Below are 26,909 nucleotides of genomic sequence, written 5' to 3' on the forward strand. Positions count from 1 at the left end.
GTCCCAAGCCTAGCGGGGTCAGCCGCTCGCTGCCCAGCAATTCTGGCTTAAGCCGGCGGAAATTTTGCACCGGGGCCCGGAGCTACTCCCAGGGGGACTCATCCACCAAGCCCAGTTCCTGCAGTAATTCGGGCCTGCCATTACCCCATTCGAGCATGTCGTAGTCTCGCCAGGCCCGGCGTTGCGTGGCCTTGGGATCGAACTCCAGCTGAGGGTTGATGTCGAAAATCTTGGTCGCCCGCCCGGGGTCCTCGGAGGCACTGGTGTGATAGTCCTGCCAGTCCTCCCCGGGGTTGCCGTGGTGGATGAAATGCGCCCAGTGGTCCTGCATCGTCTCGGTCAGCTCATCCAGTCCGTCGAGCCCACCCCACCGCGAGAGACCACGGGTGCGGGAGGAGGCGGGGTCGCCGTAGATGGCCGAGAGCTCCAGCGAGTGCATGGCGCCGAGTCCCAGCCAACGCAGCGCGGGCGGGGCGTAGTCGAAGCGGTACATCCAGGTGTGGTTGGCCCGGGAGTGGTCCCCCGCGAGCCGGACCGCGGGCGCCCAGAAGATGGCGTCGGCAAGCAATTCCGCGAAGTCGGGGCGGGCGACGGCGCCACCGTAGGCGTCCAGGACCTGGCCGGCGTTGACCGGATCGAAGGCGGAGAGTAGCCGCAGCGCCGCGCGGCTCCGCGCCGAGCTGCGGAGGTAGAAGAACTTGCCGAAACTGGTTTCATCATGGTTGGTGCCGATCAGCAGCGGCACCTGCCCCTGCTCCCCGATGTCGAACACGCTCAGCGGATGCGCGGGCAGGGTGTCGCCGTCAACGGTCGGACTGAAGCAGGGATTGAGGTGGATCAGCTCCCCCGTGCCCCACATCATGGATTGCCCGGCGCGCACCAGGTCGGCGGCCGATTCCTGGCGCAGCGAGTTAAGGGTGGTCTGCCGCGGGTGGGCCATATTGAACACCAGTTCCCGGGCCCAGAGGGTGGATTGCGCGGTGGAGTGCAGCATGGCGATCGGCGGGGACTGGGCGATCGCCCGGTGGTAGAGGCCCTTCGCCGCGGGCACGCACATCAGCGTGATCACCGAGGCGCCGCCGGCGGATTCACCCATGATGGTGACATTGTCCGGATCCCCGCCGAAGCTGTCGATGTTCTCATGCACCCACTGCAGGGAGAGTAGTTGGTCGCGCAGTGCCGGGGTGGCCACGCAGTCATCACCGATGCTGCGCATGTCCAGGTAGCCGAGTGTGCCGAGGCGGAAATTCACGGACACGTAGACCACGTTCATTCTGGTGGCCAGGTGAAAACCGCGGAGCATCTGCTCATGGGAAGAACCCATGATGAAGGAGCCACCGTGGAAGTAGACCACCACGGGGAGTTCCTCCTCGGTATCAGGGCGGACGATGTCGAGGTGGAGACAGTCTTCACTGCCGATGATCCGGTCGGTCCAGGAGTAGACGGGTTGAGGTGCGGGTGGGCCGTAGCTGGTGCAGTCACGTACGCCGTACCAGCCGGGGGCTGGGCGCGGGGCGCGAAATCGGTTGTTGCCGGAGGTGTCCTCACCGAAGGGAACTCCCTTCCAGGTGCGGATCCCCAATTCCCGGTCAACAGCGCCGCGCACGTATCCGGAGGTCGTCGCAGCGACCGGAGCCGTGGAAAAAGACCTGTCGTTCATACCATCTACGGTAGTTGTGTTTAGGGTGGTAGTCATGGTCAATTTTGTCGATCGCGAAACCACCCTCTGTATTTCCCTGGCTGCGAGGCCCGGAAACCACGGGGTGCGCTTCCACAACTGGCTCTACGCCAAGTACGAGCTGAACTTCCTCTATAAGGCGGTCGCCCCGCTGGACATCACCGCCGCGGTGGCGGGTATCCGTGGGCTCGATATCCGTGGTGCCGGGGTCTCCATGCCTTTCAAGGAGCAGGTCATCCCGCTTCTCGACGCCCTCGATCCCTCCGCCGAGCGCATCCGCTCGGTCAATACCATCGTCAATGAGGGGGGCAATCTCACCGGCTACAACACCGATTACACCGCCGTGGCGGAACTGATCCGCGAGGTCCCGGCCGAGCTGTCGGTGACGGTGCGGGGCTCGGGTGGGATGGCCAATGCGGTGGTCGCCGCACTGAGTGATCACGGCATGTCCGGCACCGTTGTGGCCCGCAACCATGTCACCGGCGCCTCCCTGGCGCGTCGTTTCGGCTGGGAATTCTCCACCGAGGTTCCGGCGGACGCGCAGCTGCTGGTCAATGTGACCCCGATCGGCATGGCGGCGGGCAATGAACACGAACGCTCCTTCAGCGATGCGGAAATTTCTCGGGCCGCCCTGGTGTTTGATGTGGTGGCTGACCCGGTCAGCACTCCCTTGATCGAGAGCGCACGCCGGCTGGGCATCCCGACCATCACCGGCGAGCAGGTCCTCGCGTTGCAGGCTGCCGCACAGTTTGAGCTCTACACCGGGGTCCGCCCCTCCTCCGCAGATATTGCGGCGGCGGAGGAATATGCCACTGCAAGCTACGTCACCAACGAATAGAGGTTTGCCATGCCCCTCAAAAACAATGTGATCATCACCGATGGAATCAGTTCGGATCCGCAGGCGCTGGAACGCAGCGCTGGTGCAGGTGGCCGCGCCCTGATCAAGGTCATGGACCGCGCAGTGAGCATGCAGACCTCGGTCATCGAACGCTATGTGAACTACCTGCGCTCCCAGAAGCCGGAGGCCACCCCGGCGCAGATCCAGCAGCTGATGGATAAGCATTTCCGCAACCTGGCCACCGGCAGCGGCGCCGGGGTGGGTGCCACCGCCATGGTTCCGGGCATCGGTTTCCTCACCGGTGCGGTGGCCATCAGCGCGGAGTCTGTGGTCTTCCTCGATGCGGCCGCCTTCTACACCGTCTCTTCGGCTTATCTGCGCGGGGTGGACATCACTGAGCCGGAACGTCGCCGCGCCCTGATCCTGGTGGTGCTGCTGGGTTCCAAGGGCAATGCGCTGACCGATATCTTCGCCGGTGACATGAAGGAGGGCTCCGTTGGACTGCCTTCGGTCTCCACGATCTCCCGCTTCTCCGTGGCCCGGCTGGGAGAGGTCAACAACCGGCTGATGCGCATAGCGCTGCGGCAGGTGACCAAGAAGATGGGGGCGTCCTGGCTGGGCAAGATCATGCCTTTCGGGATCGGCGCGGTCATCGGCAGCATCGCCAACCGTAAATTGGCGGGAAAGGTGATCAATAACGCCGCGGAGTCCCTGGGCGCCCCGCCGGCACAGTTTTCCGCCCCGGCGCCGGCGAAGAATTCGATCAAGGCACCGAAGATCGCCTTCCTCCGGCGCTTCCGAAAGTAATATCGCTCAGCGTGAGTGAAGGACTGAGGCAGCTGGGGCGCGCGCTGCAACGAAAGCGCGCCGTCGCGGCCCTCGCTCTGGCGACCACGCTGGGGGTGGTCGGCTTCGAGCTGGCCATCCCGCTGCTGACCCGCGACGCCGTTGATGTGGCGGTGGGATCCTCTGATGGTGGCGTGGCTGCCGCCCTGCTGCCCGGTCTCAGTCCACTGCGCGCGATCATCATCGTGCTGGTGATCGTCGCCCTGTCCCGCTTCGCTTTTCAGTTCGGCCGTCGCATGACCGCCGGCAAGCTCTCCATCGATATCCAGCACCTGTTGCGGCTGGATGTCCTGGGGTCCCTGCAGCGGCTCGACGGCCCCGCGCAGGACCGGCTCAGCACCGGCCAGGTGGTTTCCCGCTCCATCAGTGATCTCGGGCAGGTCCAGGGACTGCTGGCCATGCTCCCTCTGGCGGTGGGCAGTCTGGTCAAGCTGGTGTTCATCGTGGTGATCATGGGCACCATCTCCCCCTGGCTGACCCTCATGGCACTGGCCTTCCTCCCGGTGATCGCGATGGTCTCCGCCCGGGCCCGCGGTCGGCTCTACGCCGCCTCCTGGGATTCCCAGCAGGCGACCGCTGATCTGGCGAGCCAGGTGGAACAGAATGTCTCCGGCGTCCGGGTGGTCAAGGCCTTCGCCCAGGAGGAGCGGGAGACCGACCGGTTGGAGCAGCACAGCCGCAATCTCTATGCCCGGCGGATGCGGCTGGCCCGCCTCAACGCCCGTTTCCAGCCACTCCTGGAGGAACTCCCCCAGATCGCCTTGGTGGTCAACATCATCCTCGGCGGCTGGCTGGCCATCCAGGGTGAGATCACCGTGGGCACCTTCTTCGCCTTCTCCATCTACCTCACCCAGCTGACCGCGATCACCCGCATGCTCTCGGGAATGGTGGTGCGTTTCCAGATCGGCCTGGCCTCCGTCGACCGCATCAGCGAATTGATCGCCGCCGGCCCCGAGCACCGGGATCCGGATCAGCCCGGGGAGCTCCCCGCCGGCCCGCTGGGTCTGCGGCTCGAGCAGGTGGAGTTCGCCACCCCGGACCGCCCGGTCCTCCAGGGACTTGATTTCCAGGTCGCACCCGGGGAAACCCTCGGGGTGGTGGGCCCGACGGGGGCCGGGAAATCCCTGGCGGTACAACTGCTCGGCGGTTTCCACGAACCGGATGCCGGCCGGATCCTGCTGGTTGACCGCGACGGCCAGGAGACCGACTACAACGAGATCACCCGCGATGCGCTCCGCAAGGCCGTGATCTGCGTCTTTGATGAGCCCTTCCTCTACTCCGCGAGTATCCACGACAATATCGCGATGGGTGCCGCCGCCACCGCGGAAGAGGTCGCCGAGGCTGCCCGACTGGCCTGTGCCGCGGAGTTCATCGAGGACTTGGCGGAGGGCTACGCCACCGTCATCGGGGAGCGCGGGCTGACCCTCTCCGGCGGCCAGCGACAACGCATCGCCCTGGCCCGGGCACTGTTCGCGCAACCCCGGGTGATCATTCTCGATGATGCCACCTCCGCCATCGATGCCCGCACCGAAGCTGAGATCACCGCCAATCTGCGCCGCGCCCTGGCGGATGTCACGGTCATCGCCATCGCCCACCGGCAATCCACCCTGCGGCTGGCGGAACGGGTGATCGTCATCGATGAGGGCCGCACCGTCGCTGAGGGAACGCTGGCGTCCCTGGCGGATAACCATCGTTTCGCCCGGCTCTTTGATCCGGCTACCCGCACCGATGACCCGGAAAGCCGCACGGAACTTTTCCCCGGGGTCACCTGGGAGGACCCGGAGGCCCCGAGTGAGTTGGTGGCGCGCCGGATCGCCGCCCTGCCCCCGGCCACCGAACAACCCGCGATCGACGCCGAACACATCCGCCGGGAAACCGGCGCTTTCCGGGTCTCCGCGCTGTTCCGGGAGGTGAAGTGGCTGCTGGTGGCGGTGGTGGCCTTGCTCGCCCTGGGAGTGCTCACCGGCTTGGCCTTCCCCACCCTGATGCGCCTGGCGGTGGACCGCGGTGTCGGTGAGCAGGATCCCGCCGCCCTGTGGCCGGTGGCGGGAGCAGGTCTGGCGGTGGTGGCGGTAGGGTGGCTCTCCGCCTGGCTGCGCACCATCCTGACCGCGCGCACCGGTGAGCGGCTGCTCTTCGGTCTGCGACTGCGCAGCTTCGCACACCTGCAGCGACTCTCGATGAGCTACTACGAATCAACCATGTCCGGGCGCATCCTGACCCGGATGACCACCGACATCGACAATCTCAGTGCCTTCCTGCAGACCGGACTCGCCGAGGCCATCGTCGCGCTGGCCACCCTGGCCGGCATCATCGCGATGCTGCTCTACACCGATGCCCCACTGGCACTGGTGGCCTTCGCCGCGATCCCGGTGATCCTGCTGGCCACGCTGATCTTCCGGCGGATCTCCTCCCAGCTCTACAGCCAGGCCCGGGAACAGGTCAGCCAGGTCAACGCGACCTTCGCCGAAGCGGTCAACGGACTACGTACCTCCCAGATGCACGGCATGACCGATGCCACCTTCGCCCGGCTCACTGCGGAATCAGACCACTACCGGAAGCTGCGGGTCCGCTCCCAGACCGCGGTCTCGATCTACTTCCCCGGTATCGGTGCGGTCTCCGAACTGGCACAGGCGGCGGTGTTGGGGGTCGGTGCCGCCCATGTCACCGATGGCCAGATCAGCACGGGCGTGCTGATCGCCTTCGTGATGTATCTCAGCCAGCTCTTCGGCCCACTGCAGCAGCTCGGTCAGATCTTCGACAGCTACCAGCAGGCTGCGGTCGGTTTGGGCCGCATCCGCGGTCTGCTCGCCGAGGAAACCGAGGTCCCCGACCGGGGAACCAACCCCAACGCTCACCGGGCGGCCACCGGGATCATCGAGCTTTCGGACGTCACCTTCGCCTACACCGATGAGGGCGCTGAAGTGACGAGGGGCCTGGATGTGCGCATCGAGCCCGGCACCACCGTGGCGCTGGTGGGACCCACCGGCGCGGGTAAATCGACCGTCGTCAAGCTGTTGTCCCGCTTTTATGATCCGGTCTCGGGTGCCGTGCGGGCCAGCGGCACGGACCTGCGGGAGTTCCCGCTACGGGACTGGCGCGCCGCGATCGGTTCCGTCCCCCAGGAATCCCATCTCTTCCCCGGCACCGTCGCCGCGAACATCGCCTATGGCAAACCCGATGCCACCGAGGCTGAGATCATCGCCGTGATCCGCCGGGTCGGTGCCCTCGAGGCGCTCTCCCGGCTTCCTGACGGCCTGCACCACCGCGTGGGCGAAGGCGGCCAGGGGTTGTCCTCCGGCCAGCGCCAACTCATCGCCCTCGCCCGGGCCGAACTGATTGAACCAGGTGTACTACTGCTCGATGAGGCCACCGCCACCCTGGACCCGGCGACCGAAGCCACCGTCCTCGATGCCTCGGCAGCCGTCACCCGGGGACGCACCTCGGTCATCGTCGCGCACCGGCTGGCCACCGCGGCCCGGGCCGACCGTATCCTGGTGATCGACCGTGGGCGTATCATCGAGGACGGTTCTCACCTGAAGCTTCTTCACGCTGGCGGACTGTATGCCGCGATGTGGAATTCTCAATAAGTAGGATTCGCTACAGTCGGGGGTGGTAAATGACCCCCTAGGCGTGTTCGCCCTTGGGAGCAGACCGGTTACCCTGTTAAGGGAATACGACAACAAAAGATTTTGAATAGAATTCATCAAGGAAATGAGGCGAGATCCTGCCGTGAGCAGCGCTAGTACTTTCGGCCAGAACCAGTGGCTGGTAGACGAGATGTTCCAGCAGTTCCAGAAGGACCCGGGGGCAGTTGACCGGGAATGGCGGGAGCTCTTCGAAACCAAGGGTGCGCCGAGTACGGCCATCCAGAAGGGTGCGCCTCAGAAAACAGTCGCCCCGGCCAAGGGTCTCGGCGTAGAAGCAGAAAAACAGAAGGAACCGGCGAAGGTGGCCACCAAGGCCCGCGAATCCGGTCAAACCATTAAGCAGGCAGTGGAGAAGAAGAAGGCCGTGGCCAAGGATTCCATCAGCAAGTCACCGCTGGCCAATATCAAGAGCGCTCCGGAGTCCGGCTCCGCTCCGCTCAAGGGTGCCTTCCGGGCAATCGCCAAGAACATGGAAGCCTCCCTCGAGATTCCGACCGCCACCTCGGTGCGCGATATGCCGGCCCGCCTGATGTTCGAGAACCGCTCGATGGTCAATGACCAGCTCAAGCGGACCCGCGGCGGCAAGATCTCCTTCACCCACATCATCGGTTATGCCATGGTCAAGGCAGTCATGGCCCACCCGGCCATGAATGTCTCCTATGACGTCATCGAGGGCAAGCCCTCTGCCGTTCAGCCGGAGCACATCAATGTCGGTCTGGCCATTGACCTGCCGCAGAAGGATGGCTCCCGTTCCCTGGTGTCTGCCGCCATCAAGGAAACCGAGTCAATGGGCTTCGCCCAGTTCATCGAGGCCTACGAGGACATCGTCAACCGTGCCCGTATCGGCAAGCTGAAGATGGACGATTTCCAGGGTGTCACCATCTCCCTGACCAACCCGGGTGGCATCGGTACCCGCCACTCCATGGCGCGACTGACCAAGGGCCAGGGCGCCATCATCGCCGTCGGTTCCATGGACTACCCGGCTGAGTTCCAGGGTGCTTCCGCAGACCGCCTGGCAGAGCTGGGTGTGGGCAAGCTCGTCACCATGACCGCCACCTACGATCACCGCGTGATCCAGGGCGCCGAGTCCGGCGAGTTCCTCCGCACCCTCAGCCAGCTGCTGGTCGACAATGCCTTCTGGGACCACATCTTCGATGAGATGCACATCCCCTACACCCCGATCCGCTGGGCGCAGGACCTGCCCAACACCGGCATCGACAAGAACACCCGGGTCATGCAGCTGATCGAGGCCTACCGCAGCCGCGGCCACCTCATCGCCGACACCAACCCGCTGCTCTGGCACCAGCCCGGCATGCCGGTTCCGGACCACCGTGACCTGGAGATGGAGACCCACGGGCTGACCCTCTGGGACCTCGACCGCCGCTTCCACGTCGGTGGCTTCGGTGGCAAGGAGACCATGACCCTGCGCGAGGTGCTCTCCACCCTGCGTCAGGCCTACACCCTCAAGGTCGGCTCCGAGTACACCCACATCCTCGACCGCGATGAGCGCCTCTGGCTGCAGGACCGCATCGAGGCCGGCATCCCGAAGCCCACCGGTGCCGAGCAGAAGTACATCCTGCAGAAGCTCAATGCCGCTGAGGCCTTCGAGAACTTCCTGCAGACCAAGTACGTCGGCCAGAAGCGCTTCTCCCTCGAGGGTGCTGAGGCACTGATCCCGCTGATGGATGCCGCCATCGACACCGCTGCCGGCCAGGGCCTGGACGAGGTCGTCATCGGTATGCCGCACCGTGGTCGCCTGAACGTGCTCTTCAACATCGTCGGCAAGCCCCTCGCGAATATCTTCAACGAGTTCGAGGGCAACATGGAACAGGGCCAGATCGGTGGCTCCGGTGACGTGAAGTACCACCTCGGTTCCGAGGGCACCCACCTGCAGATGTTCGGCGACGGCGAGATCAAGGTCTCCCTGACCGCCAACCCTTCCCACCTCGAGGCCGTCAACCCGGTCATGGAGGGCATCGCACGTGCCAAGCAGGACCTGCTGGACAAGGGCGAGGACGGCTTCACCGTCGTTCCGCTGCTGATCCACGGCGACGCCGCCTTCTCCGGCCTGGGTATCGTGCCCGAGACCATCAACCTGGCTCAGCTGCGTGGCTTCACCGTCGGCGGCACCATCCACATCGTGGTCAACAACCAGATCGGTTTCACCACCACCCCGGATTCTGGCCGTTCCTCGCACTACTCCACCGACATCGCCAAGGGCTTCGGTTGCCCGGTCTTCCACGTCAACGGCGATGACCCGGAGGCTGTGGTCTGGGTTGGCCAGCTGGCCACCGAATATCGTCGTCGCTTCGGCAAGGATGTCTTCATCGACATGATCTGCTACCGTCGCCGCGGTCACAACGAGGCTGATGACCCCTCCATGACCCAGCCGAAGATGTACGAGATCATCAACAACAAGGAAACCGTTCGCGCCCACTACACCGAGGATCTCATCGGCCGTGGCGATCTTTCCGTGGAGGACGCCGAGAAGGTGGCCCTGGACTTCCACGACCAGATGGAGTCCGTCTTCAACGAGGTCAAGGAATCCGAGAAGCGGGCCGTCCAGGAGCAGACCGGCATCACCGGTTCCCAGGAACTGCCGCTGGGCATGGAAACCAACATCACCCGCGAGGAGCTCCTGGAGATCGGTCAGGCCTACGCCAACGTTCCCGATGACTTCGAGCTGCACTCCCGCGTCGCCCCGGTGGCCAAGAAGCGCGCCGAGGCTGTCCGCGAGGGTGGCATCGACTGGGGCTGGGGCGAACTCATCGCCTTCGGTTCCCTGGCCAACGCCGGCCGGCTCGTCCGCCTGGCCGGTGAGGATTCCCGTCGTGGTACCTTCACCCAGCGCCACGCCGTGGTCTTCGACCCGAACAACGGCAACGAGTACAACGGTCTGAACGAGCTCGCCTACCAGAAGGGCAACGGCGGCAAGTTCCTGGTCTACAACTCCGCGCTGACCGAGTACGCCGGCATGGGCTTCGAGTACGGCTACTCCGTGGCCAACGAGGATGCCCTCGTGGCCTGGGAGGCACAGTTCGGCGACTTCGCCAACGGCGCCCAGACCATCATCGACGAGTACGTCTCCTCCGGTGAAGCCAAGTGGGGCCAAACCTCCAAGCTCGTGCTGCTGCTGCCGCACGGCTACGAGGGGCAGGGTCCGGACCACTCCTCCGCACGCATCGAGCGCTTCCTGCAGCTCTGTGCCGAGGGTTCCATGACCGTGGCTCAGCCCTCCACCCCGGCCAACCACTTCCACCTGCTGCGTCGCCACGCGATGTCGGATCTGAAGCGCCCGCTGATCGTCTTCACCCCGAAGTCCATGCTGCGTATGAAGGCGGCTGCTTCCGCAGTGGAAGACTTCACCGAGGTCACCAAGTTCCAGTCCGTCATCAATGACCCGAACCAGGTCGACCGTGACGGCAAGATCATCGGTAACCCGGAGAAGGTCAAGACCATCCAGTTGGTCTCCGGCAAGCTGTACTGGGAGCTGGAGAAGCGTCGCGAGAAGGACGGCCGCGATGATGTCGCTATCGTCCGCATCGAGATGCTGCATCCGATCCCCTTCAACCGGCTGCGCGAGGCTTTCGAGACCTACCCGAACGCCGAGCAGATCCGCTTCGTCCAGGACGAGCCGGCCAACCAGGGTCCGTGGCCCTTCTACCAGGAGCACCTGCGCGACCTCATCCCGGATATGCCCAAGATGGTCCGCGTCTCCCGCCGTGCCCAGTCCTCCACCGCCACCGGCGTGTCGAAGGTTCACCAGGCCGAGCAGAAGAAGCTGCTTGACGAGGCTTTCGAGAAGTAATTCTCTTCAGCCATAAGACATGGCCCTCAACTTCCCAGGAAGTTGAGGGCCATTTCTTCATGCCATCGTTCTTTATGCCTTGCTTTTCGACGCCGCCGAGAGATTCAGGTTTTCAGGCTTCCTGCTGCTCCTGGCGCGCATCTCCGCCACCGGTGAAGGAACCCCTGCCGGAGAAGTAGTCATCCACCGCCCCGGAGACCGAACCCCGTTCCCGGGCCTCATCGACGATCATCCTGATGGCCTCGGTGGACAGGGACCGCCCCAGTTGGTTCAGTGCCTCCAGATCCGATCTGGCGATCGAGTCCTTCTCAAACACCGGCACAATATTCTCCGGCAGACCATTATGCCGCTTCGTCCCACCACACCCCTCAGCGGGCGAGGGATCCGGGGCATCAAAATGCGCGGGCAGCGCACCGATCAGCGCCTCATAGGTGGCCTGGCGGAAATCCTGTTCCGGATGCGCCTTAATTTCCGCCGCAATCTCGCGGGCCCGATCAGGGTGGAAGGCGGTCAGCAGGTCGCCGGTGCAGCCGATGGTCAGATCAGAGAAGGTGTCCCCCAGCCGGGAGATCCCGTGCTCGCTCTCGTTGGCCGCTATGACATCGATGACCACGTCCCGCTCCGATTCCTCCAGCGCCCGCTGATAGAGCTCACCGAGCACCATTTGCTCGGTGGAGTCCGGGGTATCAGTGATCACCGCAATGACCAGGGTGTTTGCGCTGGCCTGCTGCGCAGTTCCCGGTTCCGCAGCGGCACAACCACCCAGGAGCAGGGCGAGCGTACCGCTGGCTGCGAGCACCCCGATCTTCCGGTGTTTCAGCATGTGGTTCCTCCTGGAAAAGCCGGTGTTTCTTACCCCGGATAGATTACTCACTCCGGGAGCTGATCGGCTGGACCGGCCCAGCGATCCCGGACTCCGCGATGACATCGCGGGCTTCCTTGGCATTGCCAGGAGCACAGAGCACATCATATCGGCTGGCGACGATCTGGGTCTGGGAGGTGAAGTCCCGACGACCACCGCTGAAGCCGTAGGGGACGGCGGTGAGCACGATGCCGAAGACGGCACCCATCACCACACCGATAATCATCGGGGTCAGGAAACCACCGCCGAGAATACCCATGAGCAGTCCGAAGAAAACACCGAGCCACGCACCGCTGGCGGCACCGCCGAGAATGACCTTTCCCCAGGTGAGTCTGCCGGTGACCCGCTCGACCTCCATGAGATTGAGGCCGACGATGGTCAGCTCATCCACCGGGAACTCCCGGTCGCTGAGCAGATCCACTGCCCGCTGGGCCTGCTCATAGGACTCGAAGCTTCCTACCGGCCAGCCCTCGGGGCGACGGCGCGTGGCGCGATCACTATTTACCCGCTTGTTACGGCCGGTGTTCGTCGACATTTCTCTTGACTCACTTTCCCTATCATTGGCCATGTTCAATGTGGCTTTCCTAGTGACAACGTGGCAGGTAGGTGGATAGTTCCACCGGCGGTAGAATACGACACCATGAGTACCGTCACCCGTGTCTACGCTGGTCGACTTCGCGGCATGCAGGTCCGCGGCCCCGACACCGATGTGATCGGCCGGGTCCGTGACGTCGTCGTCAGCATCCGCCCCGATGGCCGTTCCTCCCGTGCGCTGGGAGTGGTGGTCGAGTTGGTCAACAACCGCCGGATTTTCCTGCCCATGCTGCGCATCGCCGCGATCGAACCCGGGGACATCCATCTGGTCTCCGGTTCCGTCTCCTTGCGCGCCTTCCATTCCAGGGCCGGTGAGCTCTCCATCATGGAGGACATGGTGGGCACCAAAGTCCATACCGATGATCCTGAGTTCACCCAGCTCCATGATCGCCCGGTGGAGATCGCCGATGTGGAGCTGGAACGGACCCGCACCCGGGACTGGGTGATCTCCCGGGTCGCGGTCTTCGGCGAGCGCCCCAAGTTCGGCCGCAGCCCCAAACTCTTCACCATTCCCTGGTCCCATATCCACGGTGTCACCGCCGGAGGTGTCGGGGTCACCGACTCCACCGCCGAAATCATCGCCGGCTTCACTGACATGCGTCCGGCGGACGTGGCCAAGTCCCTCGGTGATCTCCCCCGCCGACAGCGTGAGCAGGTCGCCGCCGAGCTCAATGATGAGCGGCTGGCAGATATTCTCCAGGAGCTGCCCGATGATGACCAGGCCGAGCTGATTGAGGCCCTGGGCATTGAACGTGCCGCGGACGTGCTCGAGGAGATGGACCCGGATGATGCCGCCGATCTGCTCGGTGAGCTACCGGACACCAAGGCTGAGGTACTGCTGGATCTGATGGATCCGCAGGAGTCCGCCCCGGTGCGTCGCCTGATGAGCTTCAGCCCCGATACCGTCGGTGCGTTGATGACCCCGGAGCCACTGATTCTCTCCCCACAAACCACGGTCGCTGAGGCTCTGGCTCATGCCCGAAATCCCGATCTGCCCACCTCGCTGGCTTCCCTGATCTTCGTGGTTCGTCCGCCGACCGCCACACCGACGGGTAAGTATCTGGGGTGCGTACATCTGCAGAAGCTGCTGCGGGAACCCCCTTCGACCCTGATCGCCGGTATCCTCGACCCGGATCTGCCACCGCTCTACGCCGATGATGACCAGGAGACCGCCGCGCGCTACTTCGCCACCTACAACCTGGTGTGCGGACCGGTTCTCGACGCGGACAACCACCTCATCGGGGCAGTTGCCGTGGATGACCTGCTCGACCACATGCTGCCGGAGGACTGGCGCGAGACCGGCTTTCGCCAGGAGGTGAACCATGGCTGACTACAACCGCTATGAACTGGGTACCCCGATCGCCGCCAAGCGAAAGCGGCTCTTCTCCTTCGACGATGATGCAGTGGGCGCGGCGGCGGAACGGGTCGCCCGATTCTTCGGTACCGGCCAGTACCTGATGTGGCAGACCGTGATGGTGATCGTCTGGATCGCACTGAACATCGGCGGCTTCTGGTGGAGCTGGGACGTTTATCCCTTCATTCTGCTCAACCTGGCGTTCTCCACCCAGGCCGCCTACGCCGCCCCGCTGATCCTGCTGGCCCAGAACCGTCAGGAGGACCGGGACAAGGTCACCATCTCCGCTGATCGCCGCCGTTCAGAGGAGACCAAGGCCGACACCGAATTCCTCGCCCGGGAACTCGCCGGTGTCCGGCTGGCCATCGGGGACACCGTCTCCCGTGACTACCTGCGCCGCGAACTGGATGACCTGCGCAATCTGATGGAGCGCATCGAAGCCAAGCTCGATGATGAGTCCGCGGACCGGATGGGCTCCCCCGCTGATCTCCATGACCCCACTCAGGGTGAGCTAGCCGAGGATGACTTCAAGAAACGAAGTACTAGAATGGATCAGTGATGTCTCAAGTAACTGAATCCGCTGTCCGCAGCGCGCTGTCCCGCGTAGAGGATCCAGAAATCGGCAAGCCCATCACCGAACTCGGCATGGTCAAATCCATCGCCGTCAACGGTTCCGATGTCGCGGTGGAAATCTATCTCACCATCGCCGCCTGCCCGATGAAAACCACCCTGACCACCAATACGCAGTCCGCGGTCGAGGATCTCGAAGGCATCGGCACCGTCACGGTAACCACCGATGTCATGAGCGACGAACAGCGACGCGAGCTCCGCACCTCCTTGCGCGGCGATGCCGCCCAGCCCGAGATCCCCTTCGCCCGCCCTGATTCCACCACCCGCGTCTACGCGGTGGCCTCAGGTAAGGGCGGCGTCGGTAAGTCCTCGATGACCGTCAACCTGGCCACCGCCATGGCCGCCAGTGGTCTGCGCGTGGGCATTCTCGATGCCGACATCTACGGCCACAGTATCCCCGACATGCTCGGCAACACCGATAACCCGCATCAGGTCGATGACATGATCATGCCGCCGATGGCCCATGGCGTGAAGATCATCTCCATCGCCCATTTCGTCGAGGGCAATGCCCCCGTTGTCTGGCGTGGACCGATGCTGCACCGTGCGATCCAGCAGTTCCTGGCTGATGTCTTCTGGGGCGACCTGGATGTCCTCTTCATGGACCTGCCCCCGGGAACCGGCGATGTCGCCATCTCGGTGGCACAGCTGGTCCCCAGCGCTGAACTCCTGATCGTGACCACCCCGCAGTCTGCCGCGGCCACCGTCGCTGAGCGCGCCGGTACGATCACCCAGCAGACCCGCCAGCGCGTGGCCGGTGTCATCGAGAATATGAGTGCCATGATCATGCCGGACGGCTCCACCATGGAGATCTTCGGTAGCGGTGGCGGCGAGGTCGTCGCTGAGCGGCTCTCCGTCCTGACCGGTGGTGAGGTTCCACTACTCGGCCAGGTGCCGTTGGATCCGAAGCTGCGCGAGCACGGTGATGAGGGCACCCCGATCGTCCTCTCCGAACCGGACTCCCCCACCGCACAGGCGATTAAGGTCATCACCGATAAATTGGTGGTGCGTCGCAGTTCCCTCGCGGGCAAGCCACTGGGGCTGGGTGTCACCCGCCACTAGTGGGCAGGAAAGGGCCGGGATGAGAAGTTCTCATCCCGGCCCTTTCTCGGCTTCCAGCTCAGTCAGATCTGCTAGGTCACATCTGCCCAGGAGAAACCGCCGGTGGACTGCGGCGGGTTCTGCTGATCATGCGGTGGCGCGGGAATCTCCTCGGGCCTCGGCACCTGCCGGGTCTGCTTCGGATTCTCAGCGGCGCGGGCCGCGGAACCAGCAGTCTCCTCGCTGGCCATGATCTTCTTCGGATCAAAGGAATCGAGGAATTGACCGTCGCCATCAAAAAGTGCCTTGGTGATCGCCGCTTTGGGCCCCATCCGACCGTATTCAGCGACCTTGTTGATGGGCTCACGGAACTCGTCAAACTCCGAACCGAACTCACCGTCGAGCTCGGCGCGGGCGTTGGTGATGGCCCGCCGAGCCGCGAAAACGGCGGCGCGGACGTCCTTGATCACGCCTGGAAGTTTCTCCGGGCCAATGATGATCAAACCAATGACGACGATGGTGAAGATCTCGGCCCAACCGATATTGTCAAACACACATTCACCTTAGTATCGGGAGCACAAATGTGCGCGTCCGGAGTCCTGAACTGTGAGCAAAGCGTCAGCCCTGGCGACGCCGTACAAGGCGGACCATGATGTCAATCTTGTCCAGCAGGGACTCCGGATACTGTTCCGGGGTTTCCTCGGCACAGGGCCCCTTCGGGCAGGAGGTCTCGATGCCGGCCAGTTTCGCCAGCAGATCACTGGGGGCACGCAGCTCGTGAACGCCGTTGGACTCACGCAGGACCTCGGCAGCGCCCTGCTGTCGTTTGACCTCAGCCCGGCACTCCTGGCAGTGCACCAAGTGGACCCTGGCCCGGTGGGTGGCTACCGCGCTCAGTTCCGCATCAACATATGCGGCAAGGGCCTCGGGCCCCAGATGCTCCACCGATGCGAAATTCTTCACTTTCACACGGACTCGCGACTTGGACTCCATCATGTCTAGCTGCCAACCTCCCTCTCAAAATCTCTCCACGCCAGAATACGCCGAACTTTTCTAGCGGGTCGGAAGCAGCAGCTGAACTTCCTCATTGTTTTCGGCGGCAGCCTCGAGGCTGGCACGCAGCTGGCTCCGCCCACGGTGGATGCGACTGCGCACCGTACCCATCTTCACACCCAGGGTGTCGGCGATCTCGTCATAGCTCATGCCGACAACATCACAGAGCACCACGGCGACGCGGAACTCGGGGCTAAGGCGATCCAGTGCAGACTGCAGCTCCGGGTCCAGGTGGGCGATATTGAAGGCTTGTTCCGGAGTGACCTCATTGCCGGGGACCCGCTCATAATCCTCCGGCAGGGCCTCCATGCGGATCTTGTTGCGGTGGCGGACCATATCGAGGAAGAGGTTGGTGGTGATGCGGTGCAGCCAACCCTCAAAGGTGCCGGCCTGGTAGCTCTTGAGCGAGCGGAACACCCGCATAAAGGTTTCCTGGGTGAGGTCCTCGGCATCGTGTTGATTACCGGAAAGGCGGAAAGCTAGTCGGTAGACACTGTCGGCATGTTCCTGGACCAGGGCTGACCAGGTGGGCATATCGCCCTGTCCAGCATCGAAGGCAGCGGTTCCGTCCAGCAGTTCTTCACCATCCCCTTGCGGGGCAGCGGGAGGCTGTACGTCTTCGTTTCCTGCTTTTCGAGCCATCTTCTTCATGTCTTCTATTCTGCACGTTCACGCTGGATAACTCCATATTAAGTTCTGAAAATTCGCTGTGAGCTTTGGGGACTCCCGGGCAGCTCCCGGAAGTGCCCGCTAAACCCCAATATCCACTCCAGTCACAACCTGTCCCCGTTCCAGCGAGCCCCTGCTCGCCGGGGAAAAGAACCTGGCTAAACTCGGAGGAGTGACTGACACGGCATTTGACGCATTGCGCACCTACATCGAATCCACCACTCCTGCCGATGAGGTCCTCGACACCGCCCGCCGCGACGCCGAGGAATTCGGCCTGACGACCCCTGATGAGGTCACCGGCCAACTGCTCCGCACGCTGACCGCTGCTGCCTCATCCGAAAAGTCCACCGGCGCCATCGCCGTGACCCCGGCAGCCAGCGTGGTGGGCCTCTACCTCCTCCGCGGGCTCGGCGACAATGGCTCACTGACCTGTATTGACCCCGAGGTCGAACACCAGCGCCAGGCCAAGCAGACCTTCCGAGAGGCAGGCTACTCCCCCTCCCGGGTCCGCTTCCTCCCCTCCCGCCCGCTGGACGTGATGGGACGTCTTGCCCACGGCTCCTACCAGCTGGTCTACGGTGAGGTCTCACCGCTTGATCTCAGCGCCCTGGTGAAGACCGCCTGGCCATTGCTTTCCCCCGGCGGCGTGCTGGTGCTTCCCGACGTCCTGCTCGATGGCACCCTCGCCGATGAGTCCCGCAAGGACCGGCTGACTGTCGCCGCCCGAGAGGCCCAGGAGTACATCGCCTCGATTGAAGGGGCCCTGATCGCCCGGTTACCGCTCGGGGCCGGCCTGATGCTGGTGACCAAGGCTCTGTAGTCCGGCAGGCCCCTCACACCGGCAGTACCACCAGGTCCTGGCGGGACCCTGCCCGGATGATCTCCACTTCAAGTCCGAACACCTCCGAGATCAGTGCCGCATCGACGATCGCCTCCGGTGACCCCGCCGCGACCACCCCACCATCCTTCATGACGATGAGATGATCGGCGAAGCGCACCGCCTGCTGCAGATCATGGAGCACCGTGACCATCGTTCGGCCCTGGTCCCGGACCAGCTCCTGGACCAGTTCCAACAGCTGGTGCTGATGCCCGATGTCGAGGTAGGTGGTCGGCTCATCGAGGAGCATGACTGGGGTGTCCTGGGCCAGCACCAGCGCCAGCCACACCCGTTGCCGTTGACCACCGGAGAGGTCCACCACCCGGCGCCCCGCGAGATCGGTCGTCCGGGTGATGTCCAGCGCGCGAGCGACCATCTCCTCATCCTGACGCGACCACTGGCTGAACATGCCCTGGTGGGGAAACCTCCCCCGAGCCACCAGGTCCGCCACCGTGACCCCGTCCGGGGCCACTGCCCCCTGCGCCATCAGGGAGATCCGTCTGGACAGCTCCTTGCGTCCGAGACCGGCGGTGTTGGTGCCAGCCAGGTGAATCGTCCCGGTGGTGGGACTGATCACCCTTGCCAGGGCGCGCAGCAGCGTGGACTTGCCGCACCCATTGGGCCCGATGATGGCGGTGACCTGCCGCTCCGGAATGTTCAGGTTCACGTCAGGGATGATCACGTGCCCGTCGATCTCGATACGCAGACCGGAGATGGTGATGGCAGGGAGGTTCATGACTGTGTTCTCCAGGTGATTCGATTCGCGTCGGCCATCAGCCACAGGAGGTAGAGGCCTCCGACGGTGACCGTGACCAGTCCGACGGGCAGTTGGGTGGGATGGAACAGCCGCTGGGCCAGCACATCGGACAAGACCAGCAGCACAGCACCGATCAGGGCGGTCAGCAGCAACGGGACCCGCGGTGAACGGCTCACCCGGGCTGCAATGTGCGGGGCGGCGAGCGCTACGAAGGAGATCGGTCCGGCCAGGGCGGTGGCCACCGCGGTGAGCACTGCACCGAGGATGACCATGATGGCCCGGTCCCGGTTCAGTCGTGCCCCCAGCGACACCGCCGTGTCATCGCCCAGCCGCAGCAGGTCCACCGATCGGGAGAATCCCAGGGCGGCCAGCGTGAGCAGGGCCAGGATCAGGCAGGCCGGGGCGACCTCGGCCCAGCGCAATCCGTTGAGGGTGCCCGCTCCCCAGCTCGCCGCAGACAGTGCGGTCTCCATGTCACCCCGTAGGATCAACCAACGGTTGAAGGAGGAGAGCATCATCGACACCCCGATGCCCACCAGGATCAAGCGCAGACCACTGACCTGCCGACGCAGCGAGAAGAGCAGCACCACCGCAGCCGTGGCGAGACCGCCGAGGAAAGCACCTGAGGCCACCGCCGCAAAACCACTGAACCCGGCAAGCATCACCAGGATCACCCCGGTGTAGGCACCAGTGTTGAATCCGATGATGTCCGGGGAGCCGAGCGGATTCCGGGTCACATTCTGGAAGAGTGCCCCGGAGACCGCCAGGGCGGCACCGACCACGACGGCCGCGAGGACCCTGGGCAACCGCCACTCCAAGACGACGGTGGGGGCCAGCCCCTCCCCGGAGCCGCGCAGCACCGCCCAGGCGGCCGCGGCGTCGATACCCGCGCCGGGGAAGGTCAACGCCAGCGCGATCAACCCGAGCAGGAGGAGCAGGCCAGCCAGTCCGGTCCAGAGGGTGCGCGGGTGCACCAGCAATGAGAACTGCAGTGCGCGAATCACGATCCGACGGTCGGTGAAGGTAATCATGCCCGCACCCCCGACCGCTGTGCCAGCCCGATGAGGAAGGGTGCACCGAGGAAAGCCACCACCACCCCAGCCGGCATCTCGCCGGGCAGGAGCACCCGGCCGAGGATGTCGGCGGCCAGGAGCAGACAAGGACCCACCAGCAGTGAATAGCCGACGATGGCACGCTCACTGGTGCATCCCATCCGGCGGATCAGGTGCGGCACCATCAGCCCAAGGAAGGTCATCACCCCCACCGCGGCCGTGGCGGTGGCCGCCAACACGGTCACCGCCCCCAGCAGGAGGAACCGAACCCGGGCGAGGTCAACCCCCAGGGCTCGGGCGGAGTCATCACCGAGGGCCAACAGATTCAGGCTGCCGAGCCCCGGGAGCACCAGCATCATCGCTACCCCCAGGCCGGCCGCGATGATGAGTGCCGGCTGCAAGCTGGCGGTGTCGACGTTACCGACCATCCAGCTCCGCAGCCGATCGAAAGCCTGCGGGTCCACCAGTGCCATGCCTTCCCCGATACCCTCCAGGACCGCGGCGAGGGCCACCCCGGCGAGCACCAGCCGCAGCGGGTCTACCCCGCCGCCGGCCGCACGCCCCAACCGGGTCACCAGCAGCATCGTCAGGAGCGCACCACCGAAGGCGAATCCGACGAAAGCCGCCGGGGAGGTCAGCCCGAGGACGCTGAGTGCGACGACCGCGGCGAAGGCTGCGCCAGCGTTAATTCCCAGGACTCCGGTGTCAGCCAGCGGATTGCGAGTCAGTGCTTGCAGGAGGGCCCCCGCCACCCCCATGGCAGCCCCTGCCAGCACGGCAGCCAAAGTGCGCGGAATTCGCCGGTCATGGATGACCGCATGGTCTGGGTCGCCCGGAACATGTGAGGTAAAGGCGGAGACGACCTCCGTTAACGGGATCGACCGGGCCCCCACTGCAAAGCTGAGCAGGACCAGCACCCCCAGCAGCAACATCAGGGCCACCACGGCCGTGGATCGTCGACGGAAAAAGATCATGAGAAACACTTTACCCAAACATTAAGCCTAGGCTAACCTTTGATGCATGACAATAAATGCACTGCGCCCGTCACGCACATCTTTGCTGGTGGTGGCACTCATCGCGGCCATCGCCCTCCTCCTGGCCGGATGTTCCCCGACGGAAGAACCGAGCACGGGTTCCGGTTCCACCGCTGGAAATGACGATGTGGCCGTCGGCGGCGAACGCTTCTCCACCGCGGACACCGAAACCGCGAAACTGGGCAGCGATGCCGCCCCCGGAGAATTCCCCCGAACCCTCAACCACGCCGCCGGCACCACCGAGATCACGGAGAAACCGGAACGCATCGTCGTCCTGGACACCGGTGAACTCGATGACCTCATCTCCCTCGGCATCACCCCGGTCGGCATGGTCACCACCAAGGGCGCGAACCCGGTGCCCAGCTACCTGGCTGACAAGGTCAAGGATGTCGAGACCGTGGGCACCATCAATGAACTCAATGTCGAGGCCATCGCCGCTCTCGAGCCTGATCTGATCCTGGGCAGCCAGCTGCGCGCCGACAAGCTGTACCCGCAGCTCTCCGAGATCGCCCCGACGGTCTTCTCGATCCGCCCGGGGTACCCCTGGAAAGAGAACTTCCTGCTCGTCGGCGAGGCGCTCGGCGAGGAAGAACGCGCCACCGAGGTCCTCAACGAGTACGCCGACGCCGTCGCCGGGATCAGGGACTCAATCGAGCCGGGCACCACTGTCTCGATGGTTCGCTTCCTACCCGACCGACTGCGCCTCTACGCGCACAGTTCCCTGATCGGGGTGATCCTCCAGGATGCTGGCATCGAGCGCCCTGCATCCCAGGACATCGATGACCTCGCCGCCGAAATCTCTCCGGAGAACATCGCCGAGGCCGAGGCCGACCACATCTTCTGGTCCAGCTACGGAGCCCCGGACGCCACCGGCGAGACCGAGATCATCAACTCCACCGCCTGGCAGAACCTCACGGCGGTGAAGGAAGGCCGGGCCCAGCGGGTCAATGACGATGTCTGGTTCCTCGGCCTCGGCCCGACAGGGGCAATGATCATCGTCGAGGAACTCGGCGTAGCCCTGACCCAGAAGTAAGTCACCCACCCACATAACAGTGGCCGGTACCCGATCCGGGTACCGGCCACTAATCTGTTCGGGAGAGCTACTCGCCGACCACAACGTTCTTAGCCACAACGACCACGCCACCGGCGCTGATCTTGAAGCGGGATTCATCGCGGACCCGGTCCACGCCGATGATCTCGCCTTCCTTGACCACGACATTCTTGTCGAGGATTGCATGGCGGACTACAGCACCACGGCCGATACGCACTCCCGGCAGCAGCACGGAACCTTCAACCGTGGCACCTTCCTCGACGTAGACGTCAGAGGAGAGCACGGAGTTGCGGACGGTACCACCGGAAATGATGGAGCCAGCCGAGACCATGGAGGACTGTGCGATACCGCCCTGGACAAACTTCGCCGGAGGCAGGTTATTGGTATCGGTGGAGTGGATCGGCCACTTCGCGTTATAGAGGTTGAAGATCGGATGGACACTAATCAGGTCCATATGAGCTTCATAGTAGGAATCGATGGTACCCACGTCACGCCAGTAACCACGGTCCCGATCCGTGTCACCGATGACGGTGTTGGCCGAGAAATCGTAGACATTGGCCTCGTTGCGGTCCACGAAATAAGGGATGATATCTCCACCCATATCGTGCGAGGAGTCCGGGTTCTCCTCATCCTTCTTCAGCGCCTCGATCAGCGCATCAGTGGTGAAGATGTAGTTACCCATCGAGGCGAAGGTCGCCTCCGGATCATCGGGAGTGCCGGGCGGATCGGCCGGCTTCTCCAGGAACTCGGTGATCGTGCCATCCGCCTCCGCCTGGATGCAACCGAAAGCGGTGGCTTCCGCACGCGGCACCCGGATGCCGGCCACGGTGGCGGCTTTCCCGGAGGCGATGTGATCATCGAGCATCTGGCCCGGATCCATCCGGTACACGTGGTCCGCACCGAAGACGATGACGTACTCGGGCTTCTCGTCGTAGATCAGGTTAAGGGACTGCAGCAGGGCATCTGCGGAACCCATGTACCAGCGCTTGCCCAGGCGCTGCTGCGCCGGGACGGAGGCAATGTATTGGCTTGTGGGTCCGGAGAGCTGCCATGACTGCGAAATGTGCCGGTCAAGAGAGTGCGACTTGTACTGGGTCAGCACCGCAATTTTGAGGAATCCGGCGTTAGCCAGATTCGACAGCACAAAATCGATGAGCCGATAGGCGCCGCCGAATGGGACCGCGGGCTTGGCACGGTCGGCAGTCAGCGGGAAGAGGCGTTTACCCTCTCCACCGGCAAGAACAATGGCTAGAACATTCGAATGGCTTCTCACACCCAACAACCTATTAGGTTTAAGGCTCACCTGCGCTCGGAAGTCACAGATTTGCCCACAAAAGAGACCCCCCTCACCCCCGATTCCGCCAGCGCCACCCCTGCGCGCGGGATAGTCTCAGAGGCATGAGAGTCGCGATGATGACCAGAGAATATCCGCCGGAGGTCTACGGAGGCGCCGGTGTCCATGTCACCGAACTAACCCGGTTCATGCGGGAGATTACTGCGGTGGAGGTTCACTGCATGGGTGCCCCCAGAGATGCCGAGGGGGTATACGTGCACGGCGTGGATCCGGCCTTGGAAACCGCGAACCCCGCGATCAAGACCCTGTCCACTGGTTTGCGGATGGCTGAAGCCACCGCCGGAGCCAGCGTCGTACACTCCCACACCTGGTACGCAGGTCTCGGTGGGCACCTGGCCGCCCGGCTCCACGGTATTCCGCACATTGCCACCGCCCATTCCCTGGAACCCCACCGTCCCTGGAAGCGTGAGCAGCTCGGCGGCGGCTATGAAGTGTCCTCCTGGTCCGAGCGCAACGCCATGGAGTACGCGGACGCTGTTGTCGCGGTTTCTGCCCGAATGAAGGACTCCATCCTCGAGGCTTACCCCCGCATTGAGCCGGAGCGGGTGCATGTGGTGCTCAACGGCATCGACACCGAACTGTGGACTCCCCGGCCGACCTTCGAGGCGGCGGAGGACTCTGTTCTTAGCCGCCTCGGCGTAGATCCGAACCGCCCGATCGTGGCTTTTGTCGGTCGCATCACCCGCCAGAAGGGGGTGGAGCACCTGGTTAAAGCCGCCGCTCACTTTGATGAGGGCGTGCAGCTGGTGCTCTGTGCCGGTGCCCCGGATACCCCGGAGATCGGTGCCCGCACCAAGGCCCTGGTTGATGAGCTGCAATCGCAGCGCGAGGGTATCTACTGGGTGCAGGAGATGCTGGACAAGACCAAGATCCAGGAGATTCTCACCGCTGCGGACACCTTTGTCTGCCCCTCGATCTACGAGCCACTGGGCATCGTGAACCTGGAGGCCATGGCCTGCGGCACCGCCGTGGTCGCCTCTGATGTGGGCGGCATTCCGGAGGTTGTCGTCGACGGCACCACCGGCACCCTGGTCCACTATGAGGAATCTGATCCGGAGACCTTTGAGCGCGACATCGCCGCCGGCGTTAACGCCATGGTCGCGGACAAGGCCCGCGCCAAGGCCTTCGGTGAGGCTGGCCGTCAGCGCGCCGTCAATGATTTCTCCTGGGCCACCATCGCCCAGCAGACAGTGGATATCTACAGCTCACTGATCTGATTGATCCCACTGATCACCCCGGGGCGCGCAGGTTTCTGCACCCCCGGGGTTTTCTCATTACGCTCGGTATCAAACGTCGACAGAACAGAAGGATCAGTAGAAGTAATGGCGACAATTTCCCCCCGTCCGGAACTCCATCTCACGCCGGAAGTCGGCGTCCTGGATGCCCCTGCCGGAGCCCTGCGTGATGGTGACAACTGGCACCTCTTCCACCAGTACCGTCCCACCCCGGATGCCCCAGCCCGTTGGGCCCACCAGGTTTCCGAGGGCAACCCCTTTGAATGGGATGTCTGTGAGGATGTCATCGCCGCAGAAGGTGATGAGACGCTGGTACGCGCCGGTGCAGTGGTGGCAGTCGACGGTGGTGTCAACCTCTATTTCACCTCGGTCACCGAAGACGGCACCTCAGTGCATCTGGCCCGGATCGATGATCTGGACGCCACCAGCCAGGAGGTTTCCGAGGATCCGCTCGCGTTGGATCCACATGTCCGCCGCATCGGCGAAGTTGTCGGCGACCGGGATGGTTTCAACCGTTTCCGCTCCCCCTGCGTCGTGCCGGACTGGATCACCGAAGAGGTCCGGGCGGATGGCCACCGAGGTTGGCTGATGCTGGCGGTCGCCGGAGATCAGTCGCTGCCCAACCTGGTTATGCTGACCTCTCCTGACGGCCGGGACTGGAACACCCTCGGCCCGTTGACCTTCAATGGCCACACCGGCCTGGATCCGGATCTTCCACTGGTCAGCCCACGGCTGATCCGATTGGCAGATGAGGTCGATGGGGAGATCTACGACATCCTCATGGTCACCATCGAGCATGAGGGCATCGACATCTCCGGCTACCTGGTCGGTCGACTGCGCGGCGCGGAATTCCAGGTGCGCACCCCCTTCAGCCGGATCGACTTCGGCCATGACTTCACCCGCCCGCGGGTCACCAACCGCACTCCGGGCACGGTGCCGGAGGCTGAGCGCTACCTCAGCACCTCCCTTTTTGGTCTGATGAACGGTGTCGGCCGTTTCGATGACGCCACCACCCACCCCAGTCTGCAGCAGGAGGGTTGGGCCAATTGTCTCTCCCTGCCCCGCATTCTGAGCCTGCAGAATGGCCTGATCTACCAGACCCCGCCGAATGGTCTGCCGGATCAGATCCCGGACTCCGTCTCCGCCGCTTCCTGGATCGGGCTCTGCGAGATCCCCTCGGGTAGCTCGCTGCGGGTGGAGCTTATCGACGCCGCGGGCAACATTGCCGCGGTGGTCACCCACCAGGGTGATCTGCTGGTGCTGGACCGTTCCATGAACCCGCATCATGCGGGCGATCACATGGCCCAGGCTCCGCTGGCCGAGGGCGACTCTGATTCCCTGTCCATCTTCGTGGATGGTTCCACGGTGGAGGTCTTCGCCGACGGCGGTGCCATCGCCATGGCCAGCCGGGTCTATATCGAGGGCGGCTGCCGGGAATTCAACGCCCGCATCGAGGGGGCGGGCGAGATCATCCGCTCTTATGAGCGTTTCCCCCGCTCCTTCGACTCCTCTGAGCTGCCGGATTATGAATACGAGAACAACTTCGGGACAGATGAGGAAGAGGAAGGCCCAGTCCGTTAGGCCTTACGGAAGCGGGTGATCATCGCCCGCGCCGTCACCGTCATTGACTCCGGCAGCGCGGCGATCCGCTCCTTGAGATCCTCGGCCCCGATATGCCGGGCCGAGGGACTCATCCCGATCTGGGCGGCGATGGAATTCTGGTCCAGGATCATTTCGAACGCCACCGGCCGGGATTCTCCCACCGGCACCAGATGGCCCTCGGCCTGCTCGACCATGCGGGTGACCTTGCCCTGCTCGACGTCGATGATGCCCAATGGTTCACGCAGCTCAGCCAGATGGCCGGTGTCCCCGGTCAGCACAATGACCTCGCCACCGGGTTTGAGCACGCGGGCGAACTCGGCGGGGTTACGTGGGGCGAAGATGACGGTGATGGCATCCACCGACTCATCGCGCAGCGGCAGGCGGGCCCAGGCATCCGCCACCACAGCGCCGATCCTGGAGTGGCTCTTCGCCAGATGCTTGACCGCGGGGACCGAGACATCGATACCGACGCCGCGAGAGCCGTGGACGTCATCAAGTGTATGCGCGAGGTAGTAGCCGGTACCGGCACCGATCTCGCAGATCACAGGCTGGGCATCATCGGGGACGCCGGCATCCTCAAGAGCATCATTGACTGCCACGGAGATCGCTTCCACAAAGGGGGCGAAATGGCCCCCCGCGAGGAAGGTTTCCCGGGAATTTATCATCGACATATCATCACCGGTATAGCGCAGTCCCGCTCCCGCCGCCAGCGTGACATAGCCCTGTCGGGCGACATCATAGCTGTGTCCGGATTCGGAGATGAGACGGGCGAAGTCATCGGCACCGGACAGCGGGGAGCCATCGATCGGGTCGGCGAGGACGTCAATGATGTCGGCGAGCATTCAAGCACCACTTCCTGACGGTGGGGGCAATAACCTCCCCATGGTAGCGCAGAAGACGCCGAGCCTAAGGGTTCGACGTCTTCTA

The 26,909-nt window shown here is 64.0% G+C and carries 22 protein-coding genes; 11 read left to right on the forward strand and 11 right to left on the reverse strand.

Annotation, left to right across the window (positions count from 1 at the left end; all coding sequences use genetic code 11):
- Positions 1 to 82: 82 nt before the first annotated feature.
- Positions 83 to 1,660, reverse strand: coding sequence for a carboxylesterase/lipase family protein (locus ACTU46_RS05100; protein WP_443379974.1), 1,578 nt, complete (start codon positions 1,658 to 1,660; stop codon positions 83 to 85).
- Positions 1,661 to 1,694: 34 nt separating this feature from the next.
- Between ACTU46_RS05100 and ACTU46_RS05105 the strand changes: the two genes are divergently transcribed.
- The 4 genes from ACTU46_RS05105 to ACTU46_RS05120 all read left to right on the forward strand — a co-directional run bounded on the left by ACTU46_RS05105 (position 1,695) and on the right by ACTU46_RS05120 (position 10,820).
- Complete coding sequence (locus ACTU46_RS05105; RefSeq protein ID WP_443379976.1) at positions 1,695 to 2,516, forward strand: shikimate 5-dehydrogenase; 822 nt, start codon at positions 1,695 to 1,697, stop codon at positions 2,514 to 2,516.
- Positions 2,517 to 2,525: 9 nt separating this feature from the next.
- Positions 2,526 to 3,323 carry a hypothetical protein gene (locus tag ACTU46_RS05110; protein WP_443379979.1) on the forward strand — a complete coding sequence of 266 codons (798 nt, stop codon included), beginning with the start codon at positions 2,526 to 2,528 and terminating at the stop codon, positions 3,321 to 3,323.
- 11 nt (positions 3,324 to 3,334) lie between these two features.
- Positions 3,335 to 6,952 (forward strand): ABC transporter ATP-binding protein, encoded by a 3,618-nt coding sequence (locus tag ACTU46_RS05115; protein ID WP_443379982.1) that lies wholly within the window; start codon positions 3,335 to 3,337, stop codon positions 6,950 to 6,952.
- A 142-nt stretch (positions 6,953 to 7,094) separates the two neighbouring features.
- On the forward strand, positions 7,095 to 10,820 hold the full coding sequence (locus ACTU46_RS05120) for a multifunctional oxoglutarate decarboxylase/oxoglutarate dehydrogenase thiamine pyrophosphate-binding subunit/dihydrolipoyllysine-residue succinyltransferase subunit (RefSeq protein ID WP_443379985.1): 3,726 nt from the start codon (positions 7,095 to 7,097) through the stop codon (positions 10,818 to 10,820).
- A 112-nt stretch (positions 10,821 to 10,932) separates the two neighbouring features.
- On the opposite strand, the gene ACTU46_RS05125 is transcribed toward ACTU46_RS05120, so the two are convergent.
- On the reverse strand, positions 10,933 to 11,643 hold the full coding sequence (locus ACTU46_RS05125; protein ID WP_443379988.1) for a hypothetical protein: 711 nt from the start codon (positions 11,641 to 11,643) through the stop codon (positions 10,933 to 10,935).
- Positions 11,644 to 11,686: 43 nt separating this feature from the next.
- Positions 11,687 to 12,217 (reverse strand): general stress protein, encoded by a 531-nt coding sequence (locus ACTU46_RS05130; RefSeq protein ID WP_443379991.1) that lies wholly within the window; start codon positions 12,215 to 12,217, stop codon positions 11,687 to 11,689.
- A 105-nt stretch (positions 12,218 to 12,322) separates the two neighbouring features.
- Here ACTU46_RS05130 and ACTU46_RS05135 point away from each other — a divergent pair, with 105 nt between their 5' ends.
- Genes ACTU46_RS05135 through ACTU46_RS05145 form a run of 3 tightly spaced genes read left to right on the forward strand, consistent with a single transcriptional unit; the run spans position 12,323 to position 15,319 of the window.
- Positions 12,323 to 13,606, forward strand: a complete 1,284-nt coding sequence (locus ACTU46_RS05135; protein ID WP_443379994.1) for a magnesium transporter MgtE N-terminal domain-containing protein — start codon at positions 12,323 to 12,325, stop codon at positions 13,604 to 13,606.
- Positions 13,599 to 14,189, forward strand: coding sequence for a DUF1003 domain-containing protein (locus ACTU46_RS05140; RefSeq protein ID WP_443379997.1), 591 nt, complete (start codon positions 13,599 to 13,601; stop codon positions 14,187 to 14,189). Before ACTU46_RS05135 ends, ACTU46_RS05140 begins: the two co-directional genes overlap by 8 nt.
- Positions 14,189 to 15,319 (forward strand): Mrp/NBP35 family ATP-binding protein, encoded by a 1,131-nt coding sequence (locus ACTU46_RS05145; protein WP_443380000.1) that lies wholly within the window; start codon positions 14,189 to 14,191, stop codon positions 15,317 to 15,319. The genes ACTU46_RS05140 and ACTU46_RS05145 overlap by 1 nt, the downstream gene beginning before the upstream one ends.
- Before the next feature lie 71 nt (positions 15,320 to 15,390).
- Here the strand turns inward: ACTU46_RS05145 and tatB are convergent, their stop codons facing one another.
- The 3 genes from tatB to sigE form a co-directional block, all read right to left on the reverse strand.
- Positions 15,391 to 15,852, reverse strand: coding sequence for a Sec-independent protein translocase protein TatB (tatB, locus tag ACTU46_RS05150; RefSeq protein ID WP_443380003.1), 462 nt, complete (start codon positions 15,850 to 15,852; stop codon positions 15,391 to 15,393).
- Between the two features lie 64 nt (positions 15,853 to 15,916).
- A complete protein-coding gene (locus tag ACTU46_RS05155; RefSeq protein ID WP_443380006.1) occupies positions 15,917 to 16,294 on the reverse strand; it encodes an anti-sigma factor family protein in 378 nt (125 codons plus the stop codon).
- 57 nt (positions 16,295 to 16,351) lie between these two features.
- On the reverse strand, positions 16,352 to 17,002 hold the full coding sequence (gene sigE / locus ACTU46_RS05160; RefSeq protein ID WP_443380009.1) for an RNA polymerase sigma factor SigE: 651 nt from the start codon (positions 17,000 to 17,002) through the stop codon (positions 16,352 to 16,354).
- Positions 17,003 to 17,192: 190 nt separating this feature from the next.
- Between sigE and ACTU46_RS05165 the strand changes: the two genes are divergently transcribed.
- A complete protein-coding gene (locus tag ACTU46_RS05165; RefSeq protein ID WP_443380012.1) occupies positions 17,193 to 17,840 on the forward strand; it encodes an O-methyltransferase in 648 nt (215 codons plus the stop codon).
- A 13-nt stretch (positions 17,841 to 17,853) separates the two neighbouring features.
- On the opposite strand, the gene ACTU46_RS05170 is transcribed toward ACTU46_RS05165, so the two are convergent.
- From ACTU46_RS05170 to ACTU46_RS05180, 3 genes are read right to left on the reverse strand one after another with little or no spacing between them, the layout of a single operon-like run.
- Positions 17,854 to 18,633 (reverse strand): ABC transporter ATP-binding protein, encoded by a 780-nt coding sequence (locus tag ACTU46_RS05170; protein ID WP_443380015.1) that lies wholly within the window; start codon positions 18,631 to 18,633, stop codon positions 17,854 to 17,856.
- Positions 18,630 to 19,631 carry a FecCD family ABC transporter permease gene (locus ACTU46_RS05175; protein ID WP_443380402.1) on the reverse strand — a complete coding sequence of 334 codons (1,002 nt, stop codon included), beginning with the start codon at positions 19,629 to 19,631 and terminating at the stop codon, positions 18,630 to 18,632. Before ACTU46_RS05175 ends, ACTU46_RS05170 begins: the two co-directional genes overlap by 4 nt.
- 50 nt (positions 19,632 to 19,681) lie before the next feature.
- The gene (locus ACTU46_RS05180) at positions 19,682 to 20,680 is read right to left on the reverse strand and encodes a FecCD family ABC transporter permease (RefSeq protein ID WP_443380018.1); all 999 of its coding nucleotides are present in this window, start codon (positions 20,678 to 20,680) and stop codon (positions 19,682 to 19,684) included.
- A gap of 46 nt (positions 20,681 to 20,726) precedes the next feature.
- Here ACTU46_RS05180 and ACTU46_RS05185 point away from each other — a divergent pair, with 46 nt between their 5' ends.
- Positions 20,727 to 21,773, forward strand: a complete 1,047-nt coding sequence (locus tag ACTU46_RS05185; RefSeq protein WP_443380021.1) for an ABC transporter substrate-binding protein — start codon at positions 20,727 to 20,729, stop codon at positions 21,771 to 21,773.
- A gap of 67 nt (positions 21,774 to 21,840) precedes the next feature.
- On the opposite strand, the gene glgC is transcribed toward ACTU46_RS05185, so the two are convergent.
- A complete protein-coding gene (gene glgC, locus ACTU46_RS05190) occupies positions 21,841 to 23,064 on the reverse strand; it encodes a glucose-1-phosphate adenylyltransferase (protein WP_443380024.1) in 1,224 nt (407 codons plus the stop codon).
- Between the two features lie 125 nt (positions 23,065 to 23,189).
- On the opposite strand from glgC, the gene glgA reads away from it, so the two are divergent.
- Positions 23,190 to 24,362 (forward strand): glycogen synthase, encoded by a 1,173-nt coding sequence (gene glgA / locus ACTU46_RS05195; RefSeq protein WP_443380027.1) that lies wholly within the window; start codon positions 23,190 to 23,192, stop codon positions 24,360 to 24,362.
- Between the two features lie 105 nt (positions 24,363 to 24,467).
- Positions 24,468 to 25,961, forward strand: a complete 1,494-nt coding sequence (locus ACTU46_RS05200) for a GH32 C-terminal domain-containing protein (protein WP_443380030.1) — start codon at positions 24,468 to 24,470, stop codon at positions 25,959 to 25,961.
- On the opposite strand, the gene ACTU46_RS05205 is transcribed toward ACTU46_RS05200, so the two are convergent.
- Positions 25,958 to 26,824 (reverse strand): methyltransferase domain-containing protein, encoded by an 867-nt coding sequence (locus ACTU46_RS05205; RefSeq protein ID WP_443380032.1) that lies wholly within the window; start codon positions 26,822 to 26,824, stop codon positions 25,958 to 25,960. The two genes, ACTU46_RS05200 and ACTU46_RS05205, sit on opposite strands and share 4 nt — an antisense overlap.
- Positions 26,825 to 26,909: the final 85 nt, after the last annotated feature.

It is taken from the genome of Corynebacterium sp. A21 (genome assembly GCF_052266655.1).
GTDB lineage: Bacteria > Actinomycetota > Actinomycetes > Mycobacteriales > Mycobacteriaceae > Corynebacterium.